This is a genomic window from Pontibacter sp. FD36 (assembly GCF_015686655.1).
Taxonomy (GTDB): Bacteria; Bacteroidota; Bacteroidia; order Cytophagales; family Hymenobacteraceae; genus Pontibacter.
Window position 1 is genome coordinate 114287 of the sequence record NZ_JADPMP010000008.1, and the last position, 20027, is coordinate 134313.

Genomic DNA, 20027 nt, shown 5'->3' on the forward strand with positions numbered 1-20027 from the left:
ACCCGAAAGCAAAACGTACAATAGTAGCTGTGACATTGTGCATGTCAATCATAAAAATTACCATGTCTTAAAACCGAGAACGAGTGAGAACAGAATCATGAGTTCTTTTTTCACTTCCTTCGAAGACCAGGTACGGCCCCGGGGACTGGGAATCAAATTTGCCGCTGAGGGACAGGAAGACTATTGGCTTCAGGGGAAGCGTTACAGTGTATCGCAGGGCAGGTATTTTCTTGTAAATGACTCGGTGCCATCGCTGGACGTAACGATTAAAAACAAGGCAACCTGGAGTGTCTGTGTGGATATTGATGCCCAACTGGTTAATGATGTGCTGCAGCAGTGGCTTCATCCCAATGACTTGGACAGCCATCATCACATCAGTCGCTATTTACTGACACCGGATCTGTTTATACGGGAGGCTGAAGCTTCTAACCACCTGCAGCGCCTTTTGACAAACCTTATTACTTCATCTGCTTCACAAACTCTACAGGTATCAGCCATAGAGCTGATTTATGAGTTGACTTCCTTGGTCATTGAGGAAAACAAAGGGGTTGTTGATTCTTACTACAGGTTGCAGACTGCGAAGTCGTCAACCCGTAAGGAAGTGTTTCGCCGCCTGCTTGTGGGCAAAGAAGTTTTAGATGACAGCCTCTTTACGGAACTGAGCATGAAAGAGGTTGCCGAAGCGTGCTGCATGTCAGAGTTCCGGTTCTACAGGCTCTTTCGACAATGCTTCGGCGACAGTCCCTATAACTATCTGTTTAAAAAAAGGATTGATAAAAGTATTGAGCTCAAAAAACAAGGGCAGAGTTGGGTTGAAATCGCTACGCTTTTGAATTTTACGGATCTTAGTGCATTCAGCAAGAGTTTTAAAAAAGTCATGGGCGTGTCTCCGTCGAAAGCCATACTTTAAGTCCCCAGGAAATAAATTTATTGTTGTACTGATGCTTTGAAGCTAGCGGACTCTGATCTAGATTTAAAAGAAATGAGCAGCTTGAAATATCTTCTCCCTCTCTGCTTTCGTGCAGATGAGGCTGCTGTGCAGTGGAAGACCACTATAATACACCTGCTATGTCTAGACAAGGTGTGCACCCCGAAAGACCAGTACGCTCCATTGCCGGACGCTATGTGAAATTACCTGCCCGGCTGTTTCCTCGTGCTGTGCCTGCTCCCGACAAATTAGCAGTATTCTACAATTGCCTTAGTTCCTGCTCTCCTTACCTTAGCTCCATACTAGAACCGATCACATCATGGAACGAGAGCTTTGGTATTTGTTACTGGAAGGGAAACTAGGAGAGAGTGTAGGGGCATTGGGCGACTTCTATGTGTTTGGCGATCACTTGGGCAATGCCCTGTTCAAAGCCAGTAAATATGCCGGTGTTGTTGGTATAAGTGCATGTCATGTAGTAGAAGCTTTCCCTATAAGCCGCTCCGGCATCCTTCATGCGCCTGAAGCAACAGAGCAACTGGCCTGCGATGTCTTTATTGGGAGGGGCCTGAATACCTACTTTACTGCGATCAGGGAACCGGGTTTTATTTATCCAACCGGTATTATTAAGTGTGCCGCTGATGGCGTGCTGGCATTGGGTACTGAAGAGGGGCATTTTACTGCCTGTGGCCCTGATGCAGACGGGCTTTATACTTTAAGTCTGGTGCTTGGAGAACGACATCTGAAGAAGGCGTTTTTTCTTCTGAGTGAGCAGATGGAAGCAATGGATGAAATACAGCTCGCCATCAGGAGCTATCAGCATGCAGCCGGAAAAATTGAGCATTGGATAAGTGCTGCCTTGAAAGATAAAGGGTCCATTTTAGAGTTTATAAAAAAGTATACATCCGATATACTTGAAAATGGCTTTGTTAAAGTATCGCTCCAGGCTACGACAAAGCACCTACGCCTGACACTTGACGAGCACAAGACGCTAAAGATCACAGCACAGTGTCCCTCCTTTCTAGAAGCGCTGTGCCGCTCCATTATTTTTACAGGGATAAAGCAGGTACAAGTACTGACAGGCCTTTCGCAAAGCGGTGCGCACTGGCACTATAGACCCCAGACAGCTATGGATGAAGCCAGTTTAAAGAGGCTGTTAAAGGCGAATGGGTTTCAGTTTATGCACCGTGAGTTTAGATGAATTAGGTCAATAGCAGGCGAGAACCTTCACGTACAGCCTGCCTTACATGCTTTTGGTCTTTTCCGCTTCCGACAGTCCTATGAACAGGAGGCACAAGGGAGGATGCGGCACGCTGCTTTTCCGACTTATCAGAATTTTCCTTTCAGGTGAAAAGGCAGGATTGTACAAGCAATCCTAGTCAATAATGCACTTATTTTATCATCTGTAGAATCGGAGAAGGAACAGGTGCGCTGTATTAGGCAGCTTATGCTAGGCGCCAGTATTGTCTCAGATAACTGATCAGGGCAAATCTTCCATAATTACAATTACCCATATGATGAAAACTGTGGTACTGGCAGCTGGAATGCTGCTTCTCTTTGTCAGCAATGTTTTGGCTCAATTAAGCGGCCAGCTAAAAGATGATACAGGAAATGCCCTTGGCTTTGCTAACGTAGCCGTATTACAGGCAAGGGACTCCTCTGGCGTAACGGGTGCGATTACCGATGTCGAAGGACGCTTTTCTATTCCTTCACCTGCTGAAGGCTTGTACATGCTCAGGATAAGCGCGATTGGTTTTGTCACTCAGTATGTAGCTCCATTCCAGGTCAATTCTAAAAGTTTTCGAAGGGACTTCGGTACGTTGGTATTGCAGGAGAATGTGAATTTACTGGGAGAGGTAACGGTAAAGGCGCTTCGGCCTAAAATCACCATAGAGGCAGATAAAATGGTAGTGAGTGTGGAAGGAACAGCGCTCGCTTCTGGTAGCACCGCCTATGAAGTACTGGAGAAGTCTCCGGGAGTTTGGGTAGATCAGGAAGGGAATATCCAGCTCAACGGTAAAGCTGGCGTACGGATAATGATAAATGGCAGACCTGCTTACTTGTCAGGTAAAGAGCTGCAGAGTATGCTGGAGGGTGTCTCAGCTGAGCATGTGAAAAACATAGAAGTGATCACGAACCCCTCTGCAAGGTATGAGGCTGCAGGAAGCGCTGGAATTATTAATATACAGCTGAAGCAAAATAGCGCCTTGGGTATGAATGGCAGTCTATACGGAGGTTACCAATACAACAATGCAACCGGGTATTCGGTGGGGGCTAACCTTAACTATAAAAAAGGTAACTGGAACTCTTATGTGAACGCTGATATGGCTGAACGGCCACGTCTTCGTGAAGGGGTCATGATCAGAGAATTTCATGGAGAAGGGGCAAATGCGCGTTTTCACCAGTTGCGCGATGAAAGTGTAATCATGAAGACGCCATCGCTGCGCCTGGGCACAGACTATGAACTGAACGCCCGGCATAGCCTGGGAGCTATGGTTAACCTCAGCCAAAACAACATGGATCGGGCTTTTTATTCTGATACCCATCTGAATGACGAACAAAAAGGGGAGCATGTACGCATCAAGGCCGGCAACTTTAATGCTATTGAAAACAACAGCACTGCTTTTAACCTGCACTACCATGGCGTTCTTGATACAGTAGGCACCAGCCTGGCTCTCAATGTCGATTACATTCAGTTAAATAATCAAAATGATGCCCGCTATGAGAACAACTATACTAAAGTAGGGAGCAACATCGAGTCGGCGGAAGTTTTAAGATCAGATAATCCCGGTTATTATGATATTTATTCTGCCAATGCAGATTTTACGAAGAAAGTATTTGGAGGAGCTAAATTAGAGTTGGGAGCAAAGGCCAGTTATGTTATTTCGGGGAACGCACTAGACTTTTACCTGGTAACTCCTGAAAAAGAGGAACTGGACAAAGAGCGGAGCAATCATTACCGCTATAGTGAAAAGATCTTTGCGGGCTACATTAACATGAGCACCCGTATAGGTGAAAAGTTGAGTCTGCAGGCGGGGCTCCGAGGCGAGCAAACCTTGGGTAATGGCAAGCCTTTAGGAGAAAATGAGAATAAAGGACAGGTTTCGAAGAAGTACTTTGATTTGTTCCCTAGCTTCTTCCTGACACATAAGGTGTCAGACCAATACCAACTGACCTATAATTACAGCCGAAGAGTAGACCGGCCTAATTACCGCTCGCTGAATCCATTCATTCTGTACCAGGACCCCTATAGCTGGGCTGAGGGAAATCCGGATCTGAGGCCACAGTATACCAATTCATTCCAGGTCACGCAAACGTTACAGAACACATATAGTCTGATGTTGGGCTATGCCCTTACAAAAGATTCCTTTGCAGAGGTCCCAGAGCAAAATTCAGAGACCAACACCACTGTATACCGCGAGCGGAACATCGACAAGGCCGAAAATATCAGCGCAACCCTTGTGTTTCCGATCAGAGTGACACCAGGCTGGGATATCAGTAACAACTGGGTGGCAGGTTATCAGAAGAACACAATCTTCCTGCAAGACAGAGAGCTGGAAAACAACCAGCTTGTCTTTACGGCACAGTCTAATCACAATGTATTGCTTCCATGGGGTATGCAGCTGCAGGCTACCGCTGCCTATAGCTCTCCTTCAACCTTTGGCATTTATCGCTTTAAGTGGCAGTGGTGGCTGGATGCCGGCCTCAAGAAATCATTTATGGAAGACAGACTGGACGTAACGCTGGGTGCCACAGACATCTTCCGAACCAGGGAGATCCATGGTGATGCGAGCTATAACGGCAATGTGTTCTCTTTTGTAAACTACTTTATGGTTAGAAGTATAAAGCTTAACCTGCGCTACAACTTCCAGCGTGGTGAAAACTTTAAATCTAAGAGCCGCAATGTCAGGCTGGACGAGCTTAACCGGGCTGGCGGGCAGTAGCAGCATGGCTGCCCAGTGAAAAACTACTGGTACGGATGGGACGGATTAAGGCAAGCGGCTCCATCCGTACCAGTAATTTTTTAGGCATGAATAGCTTAAGAATGAGGGTTTGGTATGAGGAAATGCATTAAGCCGGATCCTGTCTGTTTCGGGGTAAAAGAACCCTTAAAATGAAATATCTGTGAGCGTAGAAAGAGACAGGAAAGTACAACAGTTCTGATCGCTAAACTGGCTTTCTTTGTAATACCAAATCGCTCAGGCACAGGTAGAAAGCCTGGGCTTAACCATATATTTAGTAAAAATAACGTCGTAGTGGATCAGCTGAAATTCCGATTCCCAAAGTGCATCGTAACTTGTGAATTAGAGTTGAAAATGAATAGTTAATAGTGAATAGTTAATAGTGCTTTTTCAGCCTCACTACGGCGTTATTTTTATTTTCAGTTGCTTTCCTCTTCTAAAGATTTCCAGCAGCGCTCCATGGAAAAGCGTAAATGGAATTATGGGACTGATTCGCAAATAATTATTGACCATCTTGAAAAGTGTAAGCAGGCAATCTGCTATTAACGCTTAGATGAACTAAGGAAAGGACTCCCTGCCCACATTGTAAATTCTATTGCTGAGAGCATGGAGCAGGTTGTAACTTGAAGAAATATACCCTTTGAAAGAAACTCCTCTGTTTGTCTATTCTTTGAATTCAATGATTTTTCTTAGTTCTGCCGGTTCATAAATTGTGCCCCTTTTGATGACCGTATGAACTTTTCTGATGTTCCGAATTGATTCAAGCGGGTCTGCATCAAGTATAATAATGTCCGCTATTTTGCCTTCCGTAATGGATCCGGATACCTTCTCCATTTTCATGACGCTGGCTGGTACGATGGTGGCAGTTCTAATGGCGTCGAGTGGGCTCAGACCTGCTTCGTTGTATAACTCCAGTTCACGGAAGAGGGAATAGCCGGGAACCAGCATGTCAGTGCCAGCTACTATGGGAATCCCCATCTGATGCATCGCCAGAACGATTCTTTTGCCATTTTCCAGGAGAGCTCTGCTTTGTTGAGCTTGCTCATCAGGCAGTCCTGTGTTCCTGAAAATAGCTTTAAAGTCTTCGGGGACATGATTAATTCCGGGCTCAAATGCATCCAGAGGCTGGCTCAAAGGGCGGGTTATCCATTCATAGATTGCCAGAGTAGGATCCACAACAACGTTCTTGTCCTTTAGGAGCTGTAGGGTTTTACGTGCTGCCGGATCATTCAAATCTACTCTCTCCTGTTTTGGTTCTGAGAGCATAGACTGGAGCAGAAAATGGTAGTGATTGATCTGTTCAAGGCCCAGCGCGATAGCCTCATGTACAGTTAATCCATCCGGGACATGCCCTGTAACAGACAAACCATGCTTATGTGCCTCTTCAGAAACAGCTTTTAATATTTCTGGTTTTAGGGAGCTATAGACCTTAATCTGTTCAAAGCCGCTCTTTTTGTACATTCTTACGGCACGCTGAGCTTCCTCTGCCGTTTTGGCCTGAATAATTCCTAAAGCCTGCGGCCCCTGACCATCAATTACCCCGGCTTTAAGTATTTTGGGACCAATACCCTGGTTTTGATCTATGGCGTGCTGAACTGAGGTGATAAAGCCAAATTCGTTTCCGCAATCGCGGATAGTTGTTACTCCGGCAGCAAGATAAGCCGGCCCCCATTCTACCTGCTGAAAGTGAGCATGCATATCCCAAAGCCCGGGTAGAACCGTTTTGCCGGCTATATCAATCACGTATGCTTCCGCAGGAATGGAAACCTTGCCGGTAGCCCCAATTTTCCAGATAGTACCATCTTTGATGAGAATGGTCTGGTTTAAGAGCTTTTTACCTTTTACTACATCCACGATATTGGCACCTTTCAATGCCATTAGCGGATGAGGTGCAGGATTGCCTTGTTTCATTTCCTGCATGCTATGGTGGGCCGCTTTTTCCAGAAGGAATGGAAGATGGTTGAGGTATGTTTCCTGAACTGCTTCAAATTTGTCTCCTTCAGCATCGTTTGTAATGACTGCTACCAGATTTCCATACTGATCAGTCCACAGCACTTCATTCCCCCACACCAACCCTTTAATGAGGTAGCGCTCTAAGGTTTGCCTTCTGCTGTTAACCATGACAGTATCGAGGCCATCCAGCTTGATTTCAACGGTGCCGGTGGGCAGTACTTGCAGAGAGGCAGGTTTATTTTGTTGTTTCCAATACTGGAGTAATGCCATCTGCATAGAGACAGGGGCATAGCCACTGATTGTAAAGTAAGGACTGTTAACTTTTACCTCTTTCTTTGTGTCATTAACCCGAATGGTCGCATGGTTTTTTAGTACCTGTACCTCCGTGTCAATACTGGATGATCTGGAGGTTTTACCCTGTACCCGGAACATGACTGGAGCGCCGGTTTTATCAAGTACAAGTCGTGCCCGGAGTGGAACATCTGAGCCTCTGTCGTTAAAACGAAAGTTGCTATGCAGGTGTAATGCGTCCTGCATTTGAATCAGGGTGTAAGTTTCTTTACCGACGGGTTGCTGGAACTTGTGAAGGATAAACGCTCCCTCTGAAACCGTATCCCCCTGCATCGGTGTTGACATTACCTGGCCAGAGAATATCCACATCACGAAAAGCAAAAGCAGCTTTGGTCTATAAGCAATTGATAGTCTTTCTTCCATTGAATAAAGGAGTTAATTACGCCTCCTTAGCATGTGATGAAGTCAAGCGAAGGAGGGGAGGTGCTATGGGTTATATGCTGAAGCTGCTAAACAATGTGGCAAGGACAGGTAGCAGCAACCAGGAAAATGGAGGTGATCTTTACTGATTTAGCTGCAACTGGCTCCATGAAAAAGGGGACGGAGCGTTTCTAGCGTTCACTACTGAGGCCTGCACTTTTGCCATACCTCTTTACGTTTGTCTCGACTTCTCCATTCTCTTTGATCATTACTCTGAAGAGGTAGTCATACTCGCTTTCAGAAATCTGCTCTACAGGGCTTATACCTCCTAATGCTTCCACAACACCAGTTACCGTGTTAGAATGACCAACAATAAGCACAGTTTTACCGCTGTATTCTTTCTTTATAGTTTCTGCCAGTTGAGCAGGTTTTCTCGGGTCGTAACTGGTAGTCGTTAAATTAAATTTCTGTGATACAGGTGCTGCAGTCTGCTGCGTGCGCTGAAATGCTGTGCTGAACACAGCAGCAACCTTCTCTTTTTTCAACGCCTTGCCTAGAGCCTCCGCCCGCTGTTTGCCCACTAAGCTTAGCCCCGGATCGCGATCAGCAGGATTGGTCGTCTCTTTTTCTGCATGACGAACTACGTAGATGATGGTATTCTGGGCGAGGGTTTTGAAGTTAACAAGGCAGAATACAAGAAATAGCAGAGGAATTTGGAACAGCTTTTTCATGGTTATTATAATAGTGAAATGAATTACTTCGGCACATGGATCGTGTTTAAACGGTTAAGGAGATACCACTGAAAGCAGTTTTCGGCCCCAGTCGCTGCTAGCAGGATGGCTAAAGATATCGTATTTTCAACTTAGTATAAAGTGCCTGAGTTGTAAAATCCTGCCTATTTTATTTGTCTTCATCAAAAGCTTTGCTTCTGGTTTGGTTAACTATAAGTCATTGTAAACAGGCGCTTTAGCCTGTTTACCTACCCCATCAAATACAGGCAACAACCGGAGCAATTAGGATTACAGGATGGCAAATCGGTTGTAGTAAATCATTTCAGGTGTTTCTGTGTCGCTTTTTTAGCCGGAAGGCTCCTTGTATTTATCCGGACCTGCTGTATAGTTGAATTGTAAGGTGTTGGTTTCCTGATATTTGTTTAAATGTCAGGAAATTACAATGAATATTAGGCCAGACTGTGCCTCCTTTGCATTGTTAGTAAACGTCTGTTTGAACTTCCGCTTACTACTTGTACAATGCTTGGATTTACATGGTTATAGGGTATGATGAAGTGGGTTAGATCTGTGTTTATTTTTTTATGGAGGGATCTGCTATCGGCTGCGCAAGAGAAAGGAAGACAGCGGACGTTTAACTCCAAGAGGTATTAAAATGCCGGTATCCATACTAGAAGAGCTGAGCCAATGCAAGCCATTTGTAAAAGATACTATTTTGAAATTTGTATGCTGCTGCGATAAGCCTGACTATGAAAAAGGTAAACAAAGTTTTATTGCTTGATGATGACCCGGTGAGCACCTATCTAAACAAATGTGTTATTAACAAGTCTGGAATTTGCAATGTAATAGATGTAGCCACCAGCGAACAAGAAGGGCTTAACTGGATTTACTCGAATTGTCATAAAAGACTTAATGCTGAGCATCCGAGGGATGGAGTTCTTGTTTTTTCAGATATGAGCATGACAGCTATAAACGGGTTTGAATTTTTAAGAACGATTTCAAAGCTTAGAGCTAAAAATATAATTCATCTACCCTCTATTTATTTTCTTACTGGTTCCCTTAGCCTGGAAAATAGTGTTGTTGTTTGTGGAGAATATCCAGTACAGGGATTTTTTACTAAATTCTTAACTGAAGAAGACATAAGTTTATTAGTGGAGGAGACGCTTTGATGTTGCCTATCACTTAAGCTACCAGCAAAGTGGAAGGTTCTTTAAAGAGAAGTATTTCGTCTTGACTGGTATATCTAAATTGAAATAATTCTAAAGGTTTAGAAGTAACAGCTTTTTTTCAGTCTCGCTGCGACGGTATTTTGCTCTTCTATTTCTCCCCTCTTCTACAGATCCCAGGCATTGCTCCATGCAAAGGCGCAAAAGGAAATCAAGGGACAGATTCACAAAGCAGGTATTGCCCATCCGGATAAGCTTGAGCAGGCAGCCAATCTGCTCGTAAGCCTTCGATAAACTGAAGAAGAAAGTTCTGCCTGCCGACATCACTGGCATTTAGCAAAATGGTGCAAAGCGAACTGTGAGTTCCAATTAAGAAGCGACTGTCAAGAAAAATAAAGCTAATTGAAACAGAGCTTAGAAATGTACTGAGAGGTTAAAACGAAAACTTGGTTAGTGGTGTGGTGGAAGGGGCTGGGGTACCAATAAGTGCAGATTTAACAATGAATTCTGGAAATAAGCCCTTAAAGGCGGCAGAAGCGGTAATAGGATGGCAAATGGGTGGACGGAGTAGCTTGGGTACTGGGCTAACTAAGAAAGTCTGGAGGCAGGCCCGCAGCTTGATGTAGACATAATCTGATAAATTTAACTTGTCGGGCCAGGGTTCACGTAAAACCTCCTAAGCCTTCTCCTTTCTGACACAGCATGACCTGCCATTCATCAAATACGACGGGAAGGAATGCCCCAAGCTGTTAGGGGCTGGTACCTCAACTTACGCTGTAAGGCTCTGGATGTGCATTAGAACACTCGCCTTATACAGGCATTAATTTCAGTGTCAAAACCCGGGATCACAACCCCCGCGCAGGAAACCTTCTTTACCTCTTTTTTAACAATTCACTGTCGCAGTAGAGGTCTTGAAGTAGGTAATCACCAGGCGCACAAACTCGTTACAAGTCCTTTGTGGCCATGCATATTCCCCATTGTATGCGATAGATCATATTCCTGTATTTTCATAGAAGAAGCCCTGTTAACATTGATCTGCCAATAGTTTGCCGAGGTTATCAAAATCAAAATTGCCCCGTTCTAAATAGTGGAACGGGGCAACTCTTTGTGCTAGGGTTAACCGGAGACAGTGTAGGCCCAGCCTGCCTTGCCAGGCTCAGCAAATGGAGCTACTGAGTGGCTTGTGACAAGAAGAAGTGTTGCTTGTACTCAGACTGATCAGGAGAGCCATGGGTTACCTGTACCGAAGGGGTTGTGCCAAGCGTGAAGATAACTGAACTGAAGGTAAAAGCGGCAGCTTTGGGATCATAGGCTACACATACGGGAAACCGTTCATCATCTTTGGAGCGCAGGGTGCTTTTAATAAGGTCTTGCGTAAGGGGGTGGACAGAAGCAGAAAGCCGCTTTTGGAGCGCCTTGTACCGTGTCTGGCTGCTGGATGTTGTGCCAGTACCAGCCAGGATGCGCTGGTGATAGTCCTGCATCCATGGTTTCACATCGTGGTTGGCGAGTGAATGGTTCGTGTGATAGACGATTCCCTTATTTCCTGTCGGATAGAATGGTACCACCTGGTTGGCTGATGCCTCATAGTTTATCACCTCGGTTTCTGTACCAATGAGGTAGTTTTGCCCGGTTGCGTGCTTGATTGACTTGACAAATGCAAGTGCTTGCTCTCCAGATTGCTGCTGGAGTATCCCGCGTGTTACAAACGTCACAGGTAGTCCCTCCACTGAGTTGTTTAGGTCTGTAAGGGCATTGATAACCACTGCAACACCTTTACTGTTCATCCCAGCAAAGCCAATGAAACCGGCGCAGCTCATCACATACTGCTCCATGTCTTCTTCAGCGGAGACGATATGAAGTAAGACCTGGTAACCTTGCATATAGGTGTCTATATCAATATTCTGTGCTACAAAAGTCGGCTGATTATCAGAAGCAGCAATACCAATGGCACTGCAATGGTTTTTGTCTACCGAGCCATTCTTTAGTCGGTCCAAATAGCCCCAGTATTCGTCAATCAGCTGAAAAGCCAGTACATCGTCTATTTTCTGTCCTGAGCCTACAGCTATGCCTTGTATTTCCTGCCAAAGCTGCGGTGTTGATTGTTGGATGGCTTTTTGATACTGGGAGCTAGCCAGGAAATCACTAATAACGGCATCAGGATTTTTACCCGTGTCCTTCCGAATGCTTTCTTTCCATTTGCGGTAAACTTCGTCAATTTGTTTTTTGAGCTGAAAACCATGTTGAGTGCCGCGCTCATAACTGGTGCCGGAGAGCATTATGATTGGCACCTGAGGTTTGGATTTTGGCATGGCGGTGGCCTGACAGACCAGCATCCAGACGAACAGAAGGAATAAAGCTGTTTTTTTCATTTTTGAAGGTGATTACTGAATTTTTAGTTATGATTTATATAAATATTTGATGGAGAAATCATGACATGTCTCCTTAAAAGACAAAAGTAGAGCATGCCTTAAAAAATGTAGTTGTAACATCCTGTCTACTTATGCTGACATAGTCTGGCAAGCAAAAGGCGCCTGTTTCGCTTTAAGGCTATCTATTTAGTAGGTGTTTTTAGTTTGGTGGTAACGTGTGTAGGAAGTCGGACAGCCCATTAACTATCCAGTTCAAGTCGTAATGCCGGTGCTATAGAAACCCAGCTTGTGTTGCACCTAGCACAAGCTTATAAGAAGGCAACTGTTGCGCCCAAAATCCTAAGTTTGTAAAATTGGTTGAGCCATCTCGTGATTTTCACTGGTACTTAGGGAATAATACTGGATAGCTGCCTAGTTAGGCATTGACTAATAAAGTGCTCAAATAAAAAGAACAGGAATGTACAACCAATGGTCCATCGTGTCTCCTGATCTTTGTAAAAGTAGTAGACAGGAAGTGCCGTTATGAGTAAGCACTTTCTTCATTAACTGTTTTTTTAGGTGAAAACTACCGTGGCGAGTGCCAATCGCCATTTGAGTGATTAAGTAATTTGTAGTTGTATTTTACAGCTACAAGCTCGCTACGGTAGTAACTCCTTTCCTCTTTTAAATTTGTAACTGATCCTTTCGTTTCGGCCTCTCCACTTAGTAAATGTCAATTCCCATCAAACACTTTAAATCAGGTGTTTAAAGTGTTTTTGTTACAAGCCTTATCTGAATTTTAAATTTTTTTCTTCCTGAGACAGCAATTCGGGTACCCGAATTGCAGCGTAACTAGTTGGATAATAATGATATGTCCTGGATTTTTTATGCTTCAAATGGGCGGGTCTAATACAGGTACAGGCTCGCCTTCCGTACGACTTTCAAAATCCCAGGATATCATATAGCAATGAGAGCATATGAAGAGTGTTGACCAATGCCTGCTAGCCAATAGCGATACTCATTTTCAGGATACACGAGCGAATGGGCGCTTGGTGCCCAATACCATCTACTGCCTCTTGGGAGGCAGCTTCCCCGACGGACCCTGCCGTTACAGGTTGTCTGTAACAAACTAACGCGCCATGCTTGTTAGCCGGGGAGTCCAACGCAGATCTGAGGAGGGGAGTGCCATACTGCCTTTTCCGCTGTATGAACATTGTGTGACAGTTGCGTGCAGGCTTCAAAACCATGTAAGACAGCTAATTTGGAGGGATATAGAAGCCAAGGAAATTACAACTCGGCTTTGGCCAGATTGCCTAACAGCCGGAGGCCGCTGTCAACGCGTTCATCCCAGAGCAGTCCGTAGTTGAGGCGCATGCAGTTGTGAAACTGCTGCTGCAGGGTAAAGATGCTGCCGGGGGCAAAGCTGACTTTCTGTTTAATGGCCTTCGCATAGAGCGAAGTAGTGTTTATATCCTGAGGCAGCTCCACCCACAGCACAAAGCCACCCTGGGGCCTGCTGGCCAGGGTGCCTGCGGGAAAGTGCTCGGCCACCGCCCGGGCGAAGTGCAGGTAGTTGGTCTTTAAGGTATGCCGGAGTTTTTTCAAGTGGTTCTCATACCGACCCGTCTCCAGGAAACGTGCAATGACTTCCTGCGTAATGGCGGTGGAAGAGATGCTGTGAAAGAGTTTCTTGCGCAGCACCTTTTCCTTGAACTGGCCGGGTGCAACCCACCCGACGCGGTAGCCCGGTGCCAGGGTCTTTGAAACAGAGCCGCACCACAGGACCAGGCCGCTTTCATCGTAGCTTTTACAGGATTTGGGGCGGTGTGCGCCGAAGTATACATCCCCGTTCAGGTCATTTTCAATAAGCGGGACATTATACTTTTCCATCAGTCGCACAGTGGCCTCCTTGTGGGCATCTGGCATGCAGCTTCCCAGGGGGTTGCTGAAATTGCTGATCAGCAGGCAGATTGTGATTTTGTCTTTTCGGAGGGCATCTTCCAGGGCGTTCAGGTCGACACCGGTCTGAGGGTGCATAGGAAGCTCTAAGATTCTAAGTCCCAGCGATTGCGCCACCTGAAGCATGCCAAAAGACACGGGGCTCTCCAGGGCGATGGTGTCTCCTTTCTCTGTCAGTGCCATCAGGCAATAAGAAATCGCGCTGAGACAGCCGCTGGTGGTGATGATGTCTGCATGGCTCAGCTGACAGTCCATGGCAAAGGACCAGCGGGCGATCTGCCTTCGCAGATTTTCACTGCCCTGCGCCTTGTCATAACTCACGCCGCTACCCTGCAGTTCGCGGGTGGCCATCAGCAAGCCTTTGTTGAGTTTGGCGATCGGCAGGAGCTCATTTGCCGGGACCCCCAATGACAGCGGGAGACAACCGGCCTCGCCGAGGTTGTCATACACCCGGCTGACCAGGGCCTCACTGTCTCCAAAGGTAGCCGTGGCATGGGGCCTGCTGGGTGTTGGGATGGCGGGAACCCGGTGGGAGGCATGCCGCACATAATAGCCGGACTGGGGCCGGGCCTCAATCAGGAGCTTGCTTTCCAGGTGGTAATAGGCGTTGAGCGCGGTATTCTGACTGACACCGTATTCCCGGCAGATCGTGCGCAGGGAGGGCAGCCTGTCCCCGAGGCATAAGACATTACTCAGAATCTGTTGCTCGAGCATACCGGCGATGCGCAGGTACCTGAAATCCGAACGGGCCATGGCATTCTTTTTTTAATTGCTACCATCAAAATTAATAAAACTGCATCTGCTATCATGTATTTCTTTTTATGAATTTTGTTTTGTCGGGAAAAGGCAAGCCTGGCAGCAGTAAGTAGGGTTTGCTTCTCAAGAAGGATTCCTGAGGGACGGGCCCGATCAGCTTCTAACCTTTTAAAGCGGAACGCACATGGCAGCAAAGCACATCTACATCATCGGAGCCGGGGCGATCGGGAAAGCACTGGCTGTGTTTCTCAAAAATGCCGGCCGCAGCGTGACGCTCATCCGCGGCAGTGTGGAGGCGATAGCCGCTAAAAGGGAAAGGCTCCGCGTGTGGCTCGATGAGGAGACTACCATGGAAACAGAGGTTGAGATCACAGGGCTGTCTGCATTGCCGCTGCTGGATGGGATTGTCGTGCTGGCCAACAAGTCCTATGGCAATGCGCAACTGGCAGAACGGCTTCGCGGGAGAACGGCAGACTCCCCGCTGGTGCTGCTTCAAAACGGCATAGGCGTGGAGCGGGCCTTTCTGCAGGGTGGTTTCGAGCAGGTCTTCCGCTGTGTTCTTTTTGTAAGCAGTCAGGGGATAGACGAGCAAAGCGTGCGCTTCAAACCGGTGGCAGCCTGCCCGGTGGGTGTCGTATGGGGCGACCAGCACCGGCTGGAATCCATAGTCGGCGCGCTCCACACCACGAACTTCCCCTTTGTCCCCGAAAACAACCTCCGGCCGGTTGTCTGGAAAAAGGCCATCATCAACAGTGTGTTCAATACCGTGTGCCCCTTGCTGGAAACAGACAATGGCGTCTTCCACCGGCATGAGGCGGCCAGAGGCATCGCCCGCAGCGTCATTGACGAGTGTGTTGGTGTTGCCGGCAGGGCGGGAATTATGCTGGACCCGCTGGAAGTGGAAGAGAGTCTGCTGCGGATCAGCCGGGATTCCGAGGGACAGTTTATTTCCACCTTGCAGGATATACGCCACAACAGACCGACGGAACTGGAAACCCTGAACCTGGAGATTGTGCGCATAGCCAGTGCCCAGGACCAGGCGGCGACCGTCAGGAGGACGGGTGTTTTGGGGGAGCTGACCAAGCTAAAGGCCGAACTAAACCAGTAGCAGAGCGGATGCCCTCCAGGGGGAGAAGCAATAGCCATACACTCAATTTATCGTGTGAAAAGATGAAAACGATGCTCATCACAGGGGCCAGTCGCGGCATAGGAGCGGCGACGGCCTTACTGGCCGCTGAGGCGGGCTATGCCGTCGCAGTTCATTACCACCGGCAGGAAGCCGCTGCCGCAAAAGTCGTCTCGGCAATACACGGCAAAGGGGGAAGGGCTGTTGCCATCCAGGCCGACATTTCCAGGGAAAGCGACATTGTGCGGCTGTTCTCAGAGACGGACCGGCTTCTGGGAAAGCTGACCTCTCTGGTAAACAATGCCGGAGTGCTGGAGCGGCAGATGCGCCTGGAGGAGCTGGATGCCGCCCGTTTGCAGCGCCTCTTCACGGTCAACGTGATCGGGCAGATGCTCTGCGCCCGGGAAGCCGTCCGCCGCATGTCCGTACGGCATGGCGGCCTGGGCGGGACGATTGTTAATGTTTCTTCCGTGGCGGCCAGGACCGGGGCTCCGGGTGAATATGTGGACTATGCCGCCTCCAAGGGGGCAATCGATACCCTGACGGTCGGCCTGGCCCGGGAAGTGGCGGGGGAGGGCATTCGGGTCAATGCGGTCCGGCCCGGTTTTATCTACACCGACATCCACGCGACGGGCGGAGAACCCGGGCGGGTCGATCGCCTGCGGGACCGTATTCCCATGCGACGGGGCGGCACGGCCCGGGAGGTGGCGGAGGCGATTCTCTGGCTGGCATCTGAAAAATCCTCGTACACCAGCGGCACCTTCCTGGAGGTGGCGGGTGGGCGATGAAGGGACCGGAGGCAGTGTGGAGCGTGACATAGCATGAACTCATATCGAAGATGGAAAAATCAGCCTATCGCTTAGTGGACATACCCAGACCGCTCTGGAAACTACACGGCAGGCGCGCGCGCTGCCTGGACCTGTGCCTGACCTATGCGGCGGCGGCGGCAGTAGCGGCTGTGAGCCTGCTGCTCTCGGCTTCCCAATCGCCCTGGGAGCGCCTGCTGCTGGTGGTACTTTCCCTGGACATCGGGGGCGGTGTGGTGAGCAACTTTACCGGAGGCACGGTGGCCTACTACCGTGCGGAGGCCCGTTCGCCGCATGCCTTTGTCTGGGTGCATGGCCTGCAGGGCGCGGTGCTGGCGTGGATTTACGGGGAGTGGTGGGGGGAGGTAGCGGTGCTGGCTGCCCTGGCGATGGGCTTTGCGAGCCTGGTGATCCGGCTGCAGCGCACCGGTTTTCGCAGGCAGCTGGGCGTGCTGCTGTTTACCCTACTGAGTCTGGCGGCGGTGGCTGTGCCAGGACTTCCCCGACTGGGGCTTCTGCTATTGCTGTTGCTGGGTTTGAAGCTCATCCTGGGCTTTGCCGGCAACCGAACCCATCCGGTGCTGGAAGCCTAGCCGAGCGGTGCCCTTATGGCTTCGCCCGCATGATAAAAGTGTAAAAAACTAAAATGGATGCATATGAAGACCACGTACCTCTCCAGCCTGATCAAGCAGCTGGAATATTACAAAATGCTCGGCGAAAAGGCGATGGCGCAGGTGCCGGACGACATGCTGTTCTGGCAGTACAACGCCGAGAGCAACAGCATCGCTGTCATTGTCAACCACCTGGCGGGCAACATGCGCTCGCGCTTTACTGATTTCCTGACAACGGACGGGGAGAAGCCCTGGCGGAACCGGGACGCAGAGTTTGAAAACAAATTCACCAACCGGGCCGAAGTGATGGCCTGCTGGGAAAGCGGCTGGCAGTGCCTGCTGCAGGCTGTCGGCCAGCTGCAGGAAGAGGAGCTGGAGCGTATCGTCTACATCCGCAACGACGGGCATACAGTGACTGAGGCCCTGAACCGGCAGCTGGCGCACTACCCCTACCACATCGGGCAGATCGTCTACCTTGCCAAAATGGTACAGGACGGGCAGTGGGCCTCATTATCAATACCACGCAACCGGTCCACAGCCTACAATGAGCGGAAGTTTACGCAACACAGGGGCAGGCGCCACTTCACAGAAGATCTGTAAGAGGTCGCTGTTCCTTTCCAAAACAGAACGAAACACTAAGCCTCTGCCAAATGGAGATAGAAGAGTTGCCGGGTTTTGCCAATCGCTGGCTGGGAGCCTGGACCAGACAGGAGACGGGACATTTGCTTGCCTTCTACCAGCCAGCCTGTTTTTATGCGGACCCTGCCGTACGGCAGGGGTTAAATGGAAAAGACGCTTTGGCGGCCTACCTGGGAAAGCTGTTTTTCCGCTTTCCGGGCTGGCGTTGGGAGGTCCTGGAGCTCTGGCCTACTGAGCAGGGTTTTGCGCTGAAATGGCAGGCCGACTTTGGTTGGCGATATCCTGGCATCCGGGAAACGGGGCTGGATCTGGTGGTCCTCCGGGATGAACTCATCGAGCGCAATGAAGTCTGGTTTGACAGGTCCCGGCTTTTTGCGGAGCGGCAGTCAGGAACTGACTGGCAGTTGCCCGCTCGGGCTCAACCGAAGGGGCTTTAAAAAAGAAAACCTTTTGCTACAAAAATTCACCTCTATGGAAATACATTCGATTGATTCTTTTCTGTCTTATTATGAACGGGTCCGGGAGCGGACGCTCTGGGTCGTGGAACTTGTGCCGCCTGAACGTATGGAGTGGGTCTATTTGCCGGGTAAGTTCAGCATCGCCGACAGTATCCGGCACATCGCCGCCATTGAGCGCCTCCTGTACGCTGAAATCGTGCAAGGCAAACCCAGCTGCTATGACGGATGCGGAGCACACCTGGCTGCGGGCTATGATGACGTGCTGGCCTATTTTCAGCAGATGCATGAGGAGACCGTGGCCATCCTCCGGGAACTGACCGACGAGGACCTGCAGCGGAAGTGCGCCACACCGGGCGGAGGCGAGATCAGGGTCTGGAAATGGCTGCGGGCAATGGTCGAGCATGAAATTCACCACCGGGCGCAGCTCTACCTTTACCTGAATATGCTGGGGGTGCGAACGCCCCCCATGTTCGGGCTGACGGAAGAACAATTAAAGGAAATGATCCTCCGCTGAGGAAAGCCGGTTGGGCAACGGGCAGGCATTGCTGTACAAGCAGTATCCAGGCCTGTCCGGCCAACATGCTGTAACTATCAAAAACAAAATAAAATGGAATTCAGAGTAGCCTATAATCGGGCGCTGCAGGCACTGGAGCGCTCAACCGAGGAAGCAGTCACGCTCTTTGAACACGGTACCCTGAGCCTGGAGCTCTACCGACCGGTTGGCGATGACCGGCAGACACCGCATGAAAGAGACGAAGTATATATCGTTGCCAGCGGAACGGGAACATTCCAAATGGAAGAGGCGGAGGTGCGCTTCCAGGCCGGAGACTTTTTATTCGTGCCAGCCGGTGCATCGCACCGTTTTACAGAATTCACCCCGGACTTCAGTACCTGGGTGCTGTTTTACGGACCGCGGGAAGGTGAGCGGGGGACGCTGCGCAACCTCCTGGGTTAGCAGGGGCAGACCAAATGACCGGCCACCTCGGGAAATCTACTGGTCAATGGGGTTAGTTTGTGTCACACCATACGCTTTATTAAATGCGTCCGCTTAGCAGTAAGGATTGAGTCCAACAGGACATCATTTACTGTTGCGACAACAGGTCCTTGTGGAAAAATCCGGCAGCAGTGTTTCTTTTTACAAAAAGTTGTACCTCCCAGCACATGTGCCATGATTCTGCCTATGAAACAATTTTACCCCGATCTGCTGTTGCGCACCCCGTTCTACCCGCACCCTACTTACCATGATTCCAGTCTGGCGGCTACGATAAAGACCCCTTACTTCCGGGCGGCCCTTCAGCTGGCCAGACCTTCCCTTTACCAGGAACTGGAGAAGTGCTCCATTTAGCCGGAGGCTATGTCATCCAAAGACCTGCTGGCCGTTAGAAAATACCTGAACCGGATGTGATTTCGCCCTACGTCCTTCGGGTTGTTCTCCGGATTTGCAGTGGCGGGTTTGGTCGCTGACACGGAGGGGGACTGCAACTGAACGGAGAGCACCTGCAGGCCCATGCCCAGCTGGGAAAGAGAATTGAGGACCAGGAAGCTGGTCTTACGCACCAGGCGGGAGCGAAGCTGGAGCAGGGAGAGCTATTCTCCCCGTAAGAGGGGAGGGGAAGGTGCCCAGGTACCGGTTTTTTTCAAAGGTGGGAGCGGAATATGAATCTTTTTCACAAGGAAATGCACAGATGGGAAATTTCAGGATGTTGCCTGGAAGGTGCCCTGGCGGAGGCCTTATTTGGATAAACCAGCATGTTCAGGCATCCTTTCGGAGAACTGTATAGCCCTAGGGGTCGGATTCACTGTTTTGGAGGGGCGGGAAAAAGTATTTCACAAGTCATGTTCATCTTGTGAAATGGGAAGAAAAACTCTTCCTCAA

17 protein-coding genes are annotated in these 20027 nt (G+C 49.0%); 12 read left to right on the forward strand and 5 right to left on the reverse strand.

Going from position 1 to position 20027, the window contains the following annotated elements; genetic code table 11:
* The first annotated feature begins 97 nt into the window (after positions 1-97).
* From I0P70_RS12535 to I0P70_RS12545, 3 genes are all read left to right on the forward strand, one after another.
* Complete coding sequence (locus I0P70_RS12535; RefSeq protein WP_196118319.1) at positions 98-910, forward strand: AraC family transcriptional regulator; 813 nt, start codon at positions 98-100, stop codon at positions 908-910.
* 337 nt (positions 911-1247) lie between these two features.
* Complete coding sequence (locus I0P70_RS12540) at positions 1248-2126, forward strand: hypothetical protein (protein WP_196118321.1); 879 nt, start codon at positions 1248-1250, stop codon at positions 2124-2126.
* A 313-nt stretch (positions 2127-2439) separates the two neighbouring features.
* Positions 2440-4869, forward strand: a complete 2430-nt coding sequence (locus tag I0P70_RS12545; protein ID WP_230392166.1) for an outer membrane beta-barrel family protein — start codon at positions 2440-2442, stop codon at positions 4867-4869.
* Between the two features lie 681 nt (positions 4870-5550).
* On the opposite strand, the gene I0P70_RS12550 is transcribed toward I0P70_RS12545, so the two are convergent.
* Positions 5551-7554, reverse strand: a complete 2004-nt coding sequence (locus I0P70_RS12550) for an amidohydrolase family protein (RefSeq protein ID WP_196118332.1) — start codon at positions 7552-7554, stop codon at positions 5551-5553.
* A gap of 188 nt (positions 7555-7742) precedes the next feature.
* The gene (locus I0P70_RS12555; RefSeq protein WP_196118334.1) at positions 7743-8282 is read right to left on the reverse strand and encodes a histidine phosphatase family protein; all 540 of its coding nucleotides are present in this window, start codon (positions 8280-8282) and stop codon (positions 7743-7745) included.
* 746 nt (positions 8283-9028) lie between these two features.
* On the opposite strand from I0P70_RS12555, the gene I0P70_RS12560 reads away from it, so the two are divergent.
* A complete protein-coding gene (locus I0P70_RS12560) occupies positions 9029-9448 on the forward strand; it encodes a response regulator (RefSeq protein ID WP_196118336.1) in 420 nt (139 codons plus the stop codon).
* Between the two features lie 1166 nt (positions 9449-10614).
* On the opposite strand, the gene I0P70_RS12565 is transcribed toward I0P70_RS12560, so the two are convergent.
* Both I0P70_RS12565 and I0P70_RS12570 read right to left on the reverse strand, forming a co-directional pair.
* Entirely contained in the window at positions 10615-11817 is a 1203-nt protein-coding gene (locus I0P70_RS12565; protein WP_196118338.1) for a C45 family peptidase, read from the reverse strand.
* 1266 nt (positions 11818-13083) lie between these two features.
* Positions 13084-14508 carry a PLP-dependent aminotransferase family protein gene (locus I0P70_RS12570; RefSeq protein ID WP_196118340.1) on the reverse strand — a complete coding sequence of 475 codons (1425 nt, stop codon included), beginning with the start codon at positions 14506-14508 and terminating at the stop codon, positions 13084-13086.
* Positions 14509-14695: 187 nt separating this feature from the next.
* Between I0P70_RS12570 and I0P70_RS12575 the strand changes: the two genes are divergently transcribed.
* The 8 genes from I0P70_RS12575 (at position 14696) to I0P70_RS12610 (ending at position 19496) form a co-directional block, all read left to right on the forward strand.
* Entirely contained in the window at positions 14696-15619 is a 924-nt protein-coding gene (locus tag I0P70_RS12575) for a ketopantoate reductase family protein (protein WP_196118342.1), read from the forward strand.
* A 62-nt stretch (positions 15620-15681) separates the two neighbouring features.
* Positions 15682-16425 (forward strand): SDR family oxidoreductase, encoded by a 744-nt coding sequence (locus I0P70_RS12580; protein ID WP_196118344.1) that lies wholly within the window; start codon positions 15682-15684, stop codon positions 16423-16425.
* A gap of 221 nt (positions 16426-16646) precedes the next feature.
* Positions 16647-17036 carry a hypothetical protein gene (locus I0P70_RS12585; RefSeq protein ID WP_196118346.1) on the forward strand — a complete coding sequence of 130 codons (390 nt, stop codon included), beginning with the start codon at positions 16647-16649 and terminating at the stop codon, positions 17034-17036.
* Positions 17037-17099: 63 nt separating this feature from the next.
* Positions 17100-17654: a DUF1572 domain-containing protein gene (locus I0P70_RS12590; protein WP_196118348.1), complete on the forward strand. Its 555-nt coding sequence runs from the start codon at positions 17100-17102 to the stop codon at positions 17652-17654.
* A gap of 50 nt (positions 17655-17704) precedes the next feature.
* Positions 17705-18130: a nuclear transport factor 2 family protein gene (locus I0P70_RS12595; RefSeq protein WP_196118350.1), complete on the forward strand. Its 426-nt coding sequence runs from the start codon at positions 17705-17707 to the stop codon at positions 18128-18130.
* Complete coding sequence (locus I0P70_RS12600; RefSeq protein ID WP_230392167.1) at positions 18066-18665, forward strand: DinB family protein; 600 nt, start codon at positions 18066-18068, stop codon at positions 18663-18665. Before I0P70_RS12595 ends, I0P70_RS12600 begins: the two co-directional genes overlap by 65 nt.
* 93 nt (positions 18666-18758) lie before the next feature.
* Positions 18759-19106 carry a cupin domain-containing protein gene (locus I0P70_RS12605; protein ID WP_196118352.1) on the forward strand — a complete coding sequence of 116 codons (348 nt, stop codon included), beginning with the start codon at positions 18759-18761 and terminating at the stop codon, positions 19104-19106.
* 225 nt (positions 19107-19331) lie between these two features.
* A complete protein-coding gene (locus tag I0P70_RS12610) occupies positions 19332-19496 on the forward strand; it encodes a hypothetical protein (protein ID WP_196118354.1) in 165 nt (54 codons plus the stop codon).
* Here I0P70_RS12610 and I0P70_RS12615 read toward each other — a convergent pair.
* Positions 19493-19708 (reverse strand): hypothetical protein, encoded by a 216-nt coding sequence (locus I0P70_RS12615; RefSeq protein WP_196118356.1) that lies wholly within the window; start codon positions 19706-19708, stop codon positions 19493-19495. The two genes, I0P70_RS12610 and I0P70_RS12615, sit on opposite strands and share 4 nt — an antisense overlap.
* Positions 19709-20027: the final 319 nt, after the last annotated feature.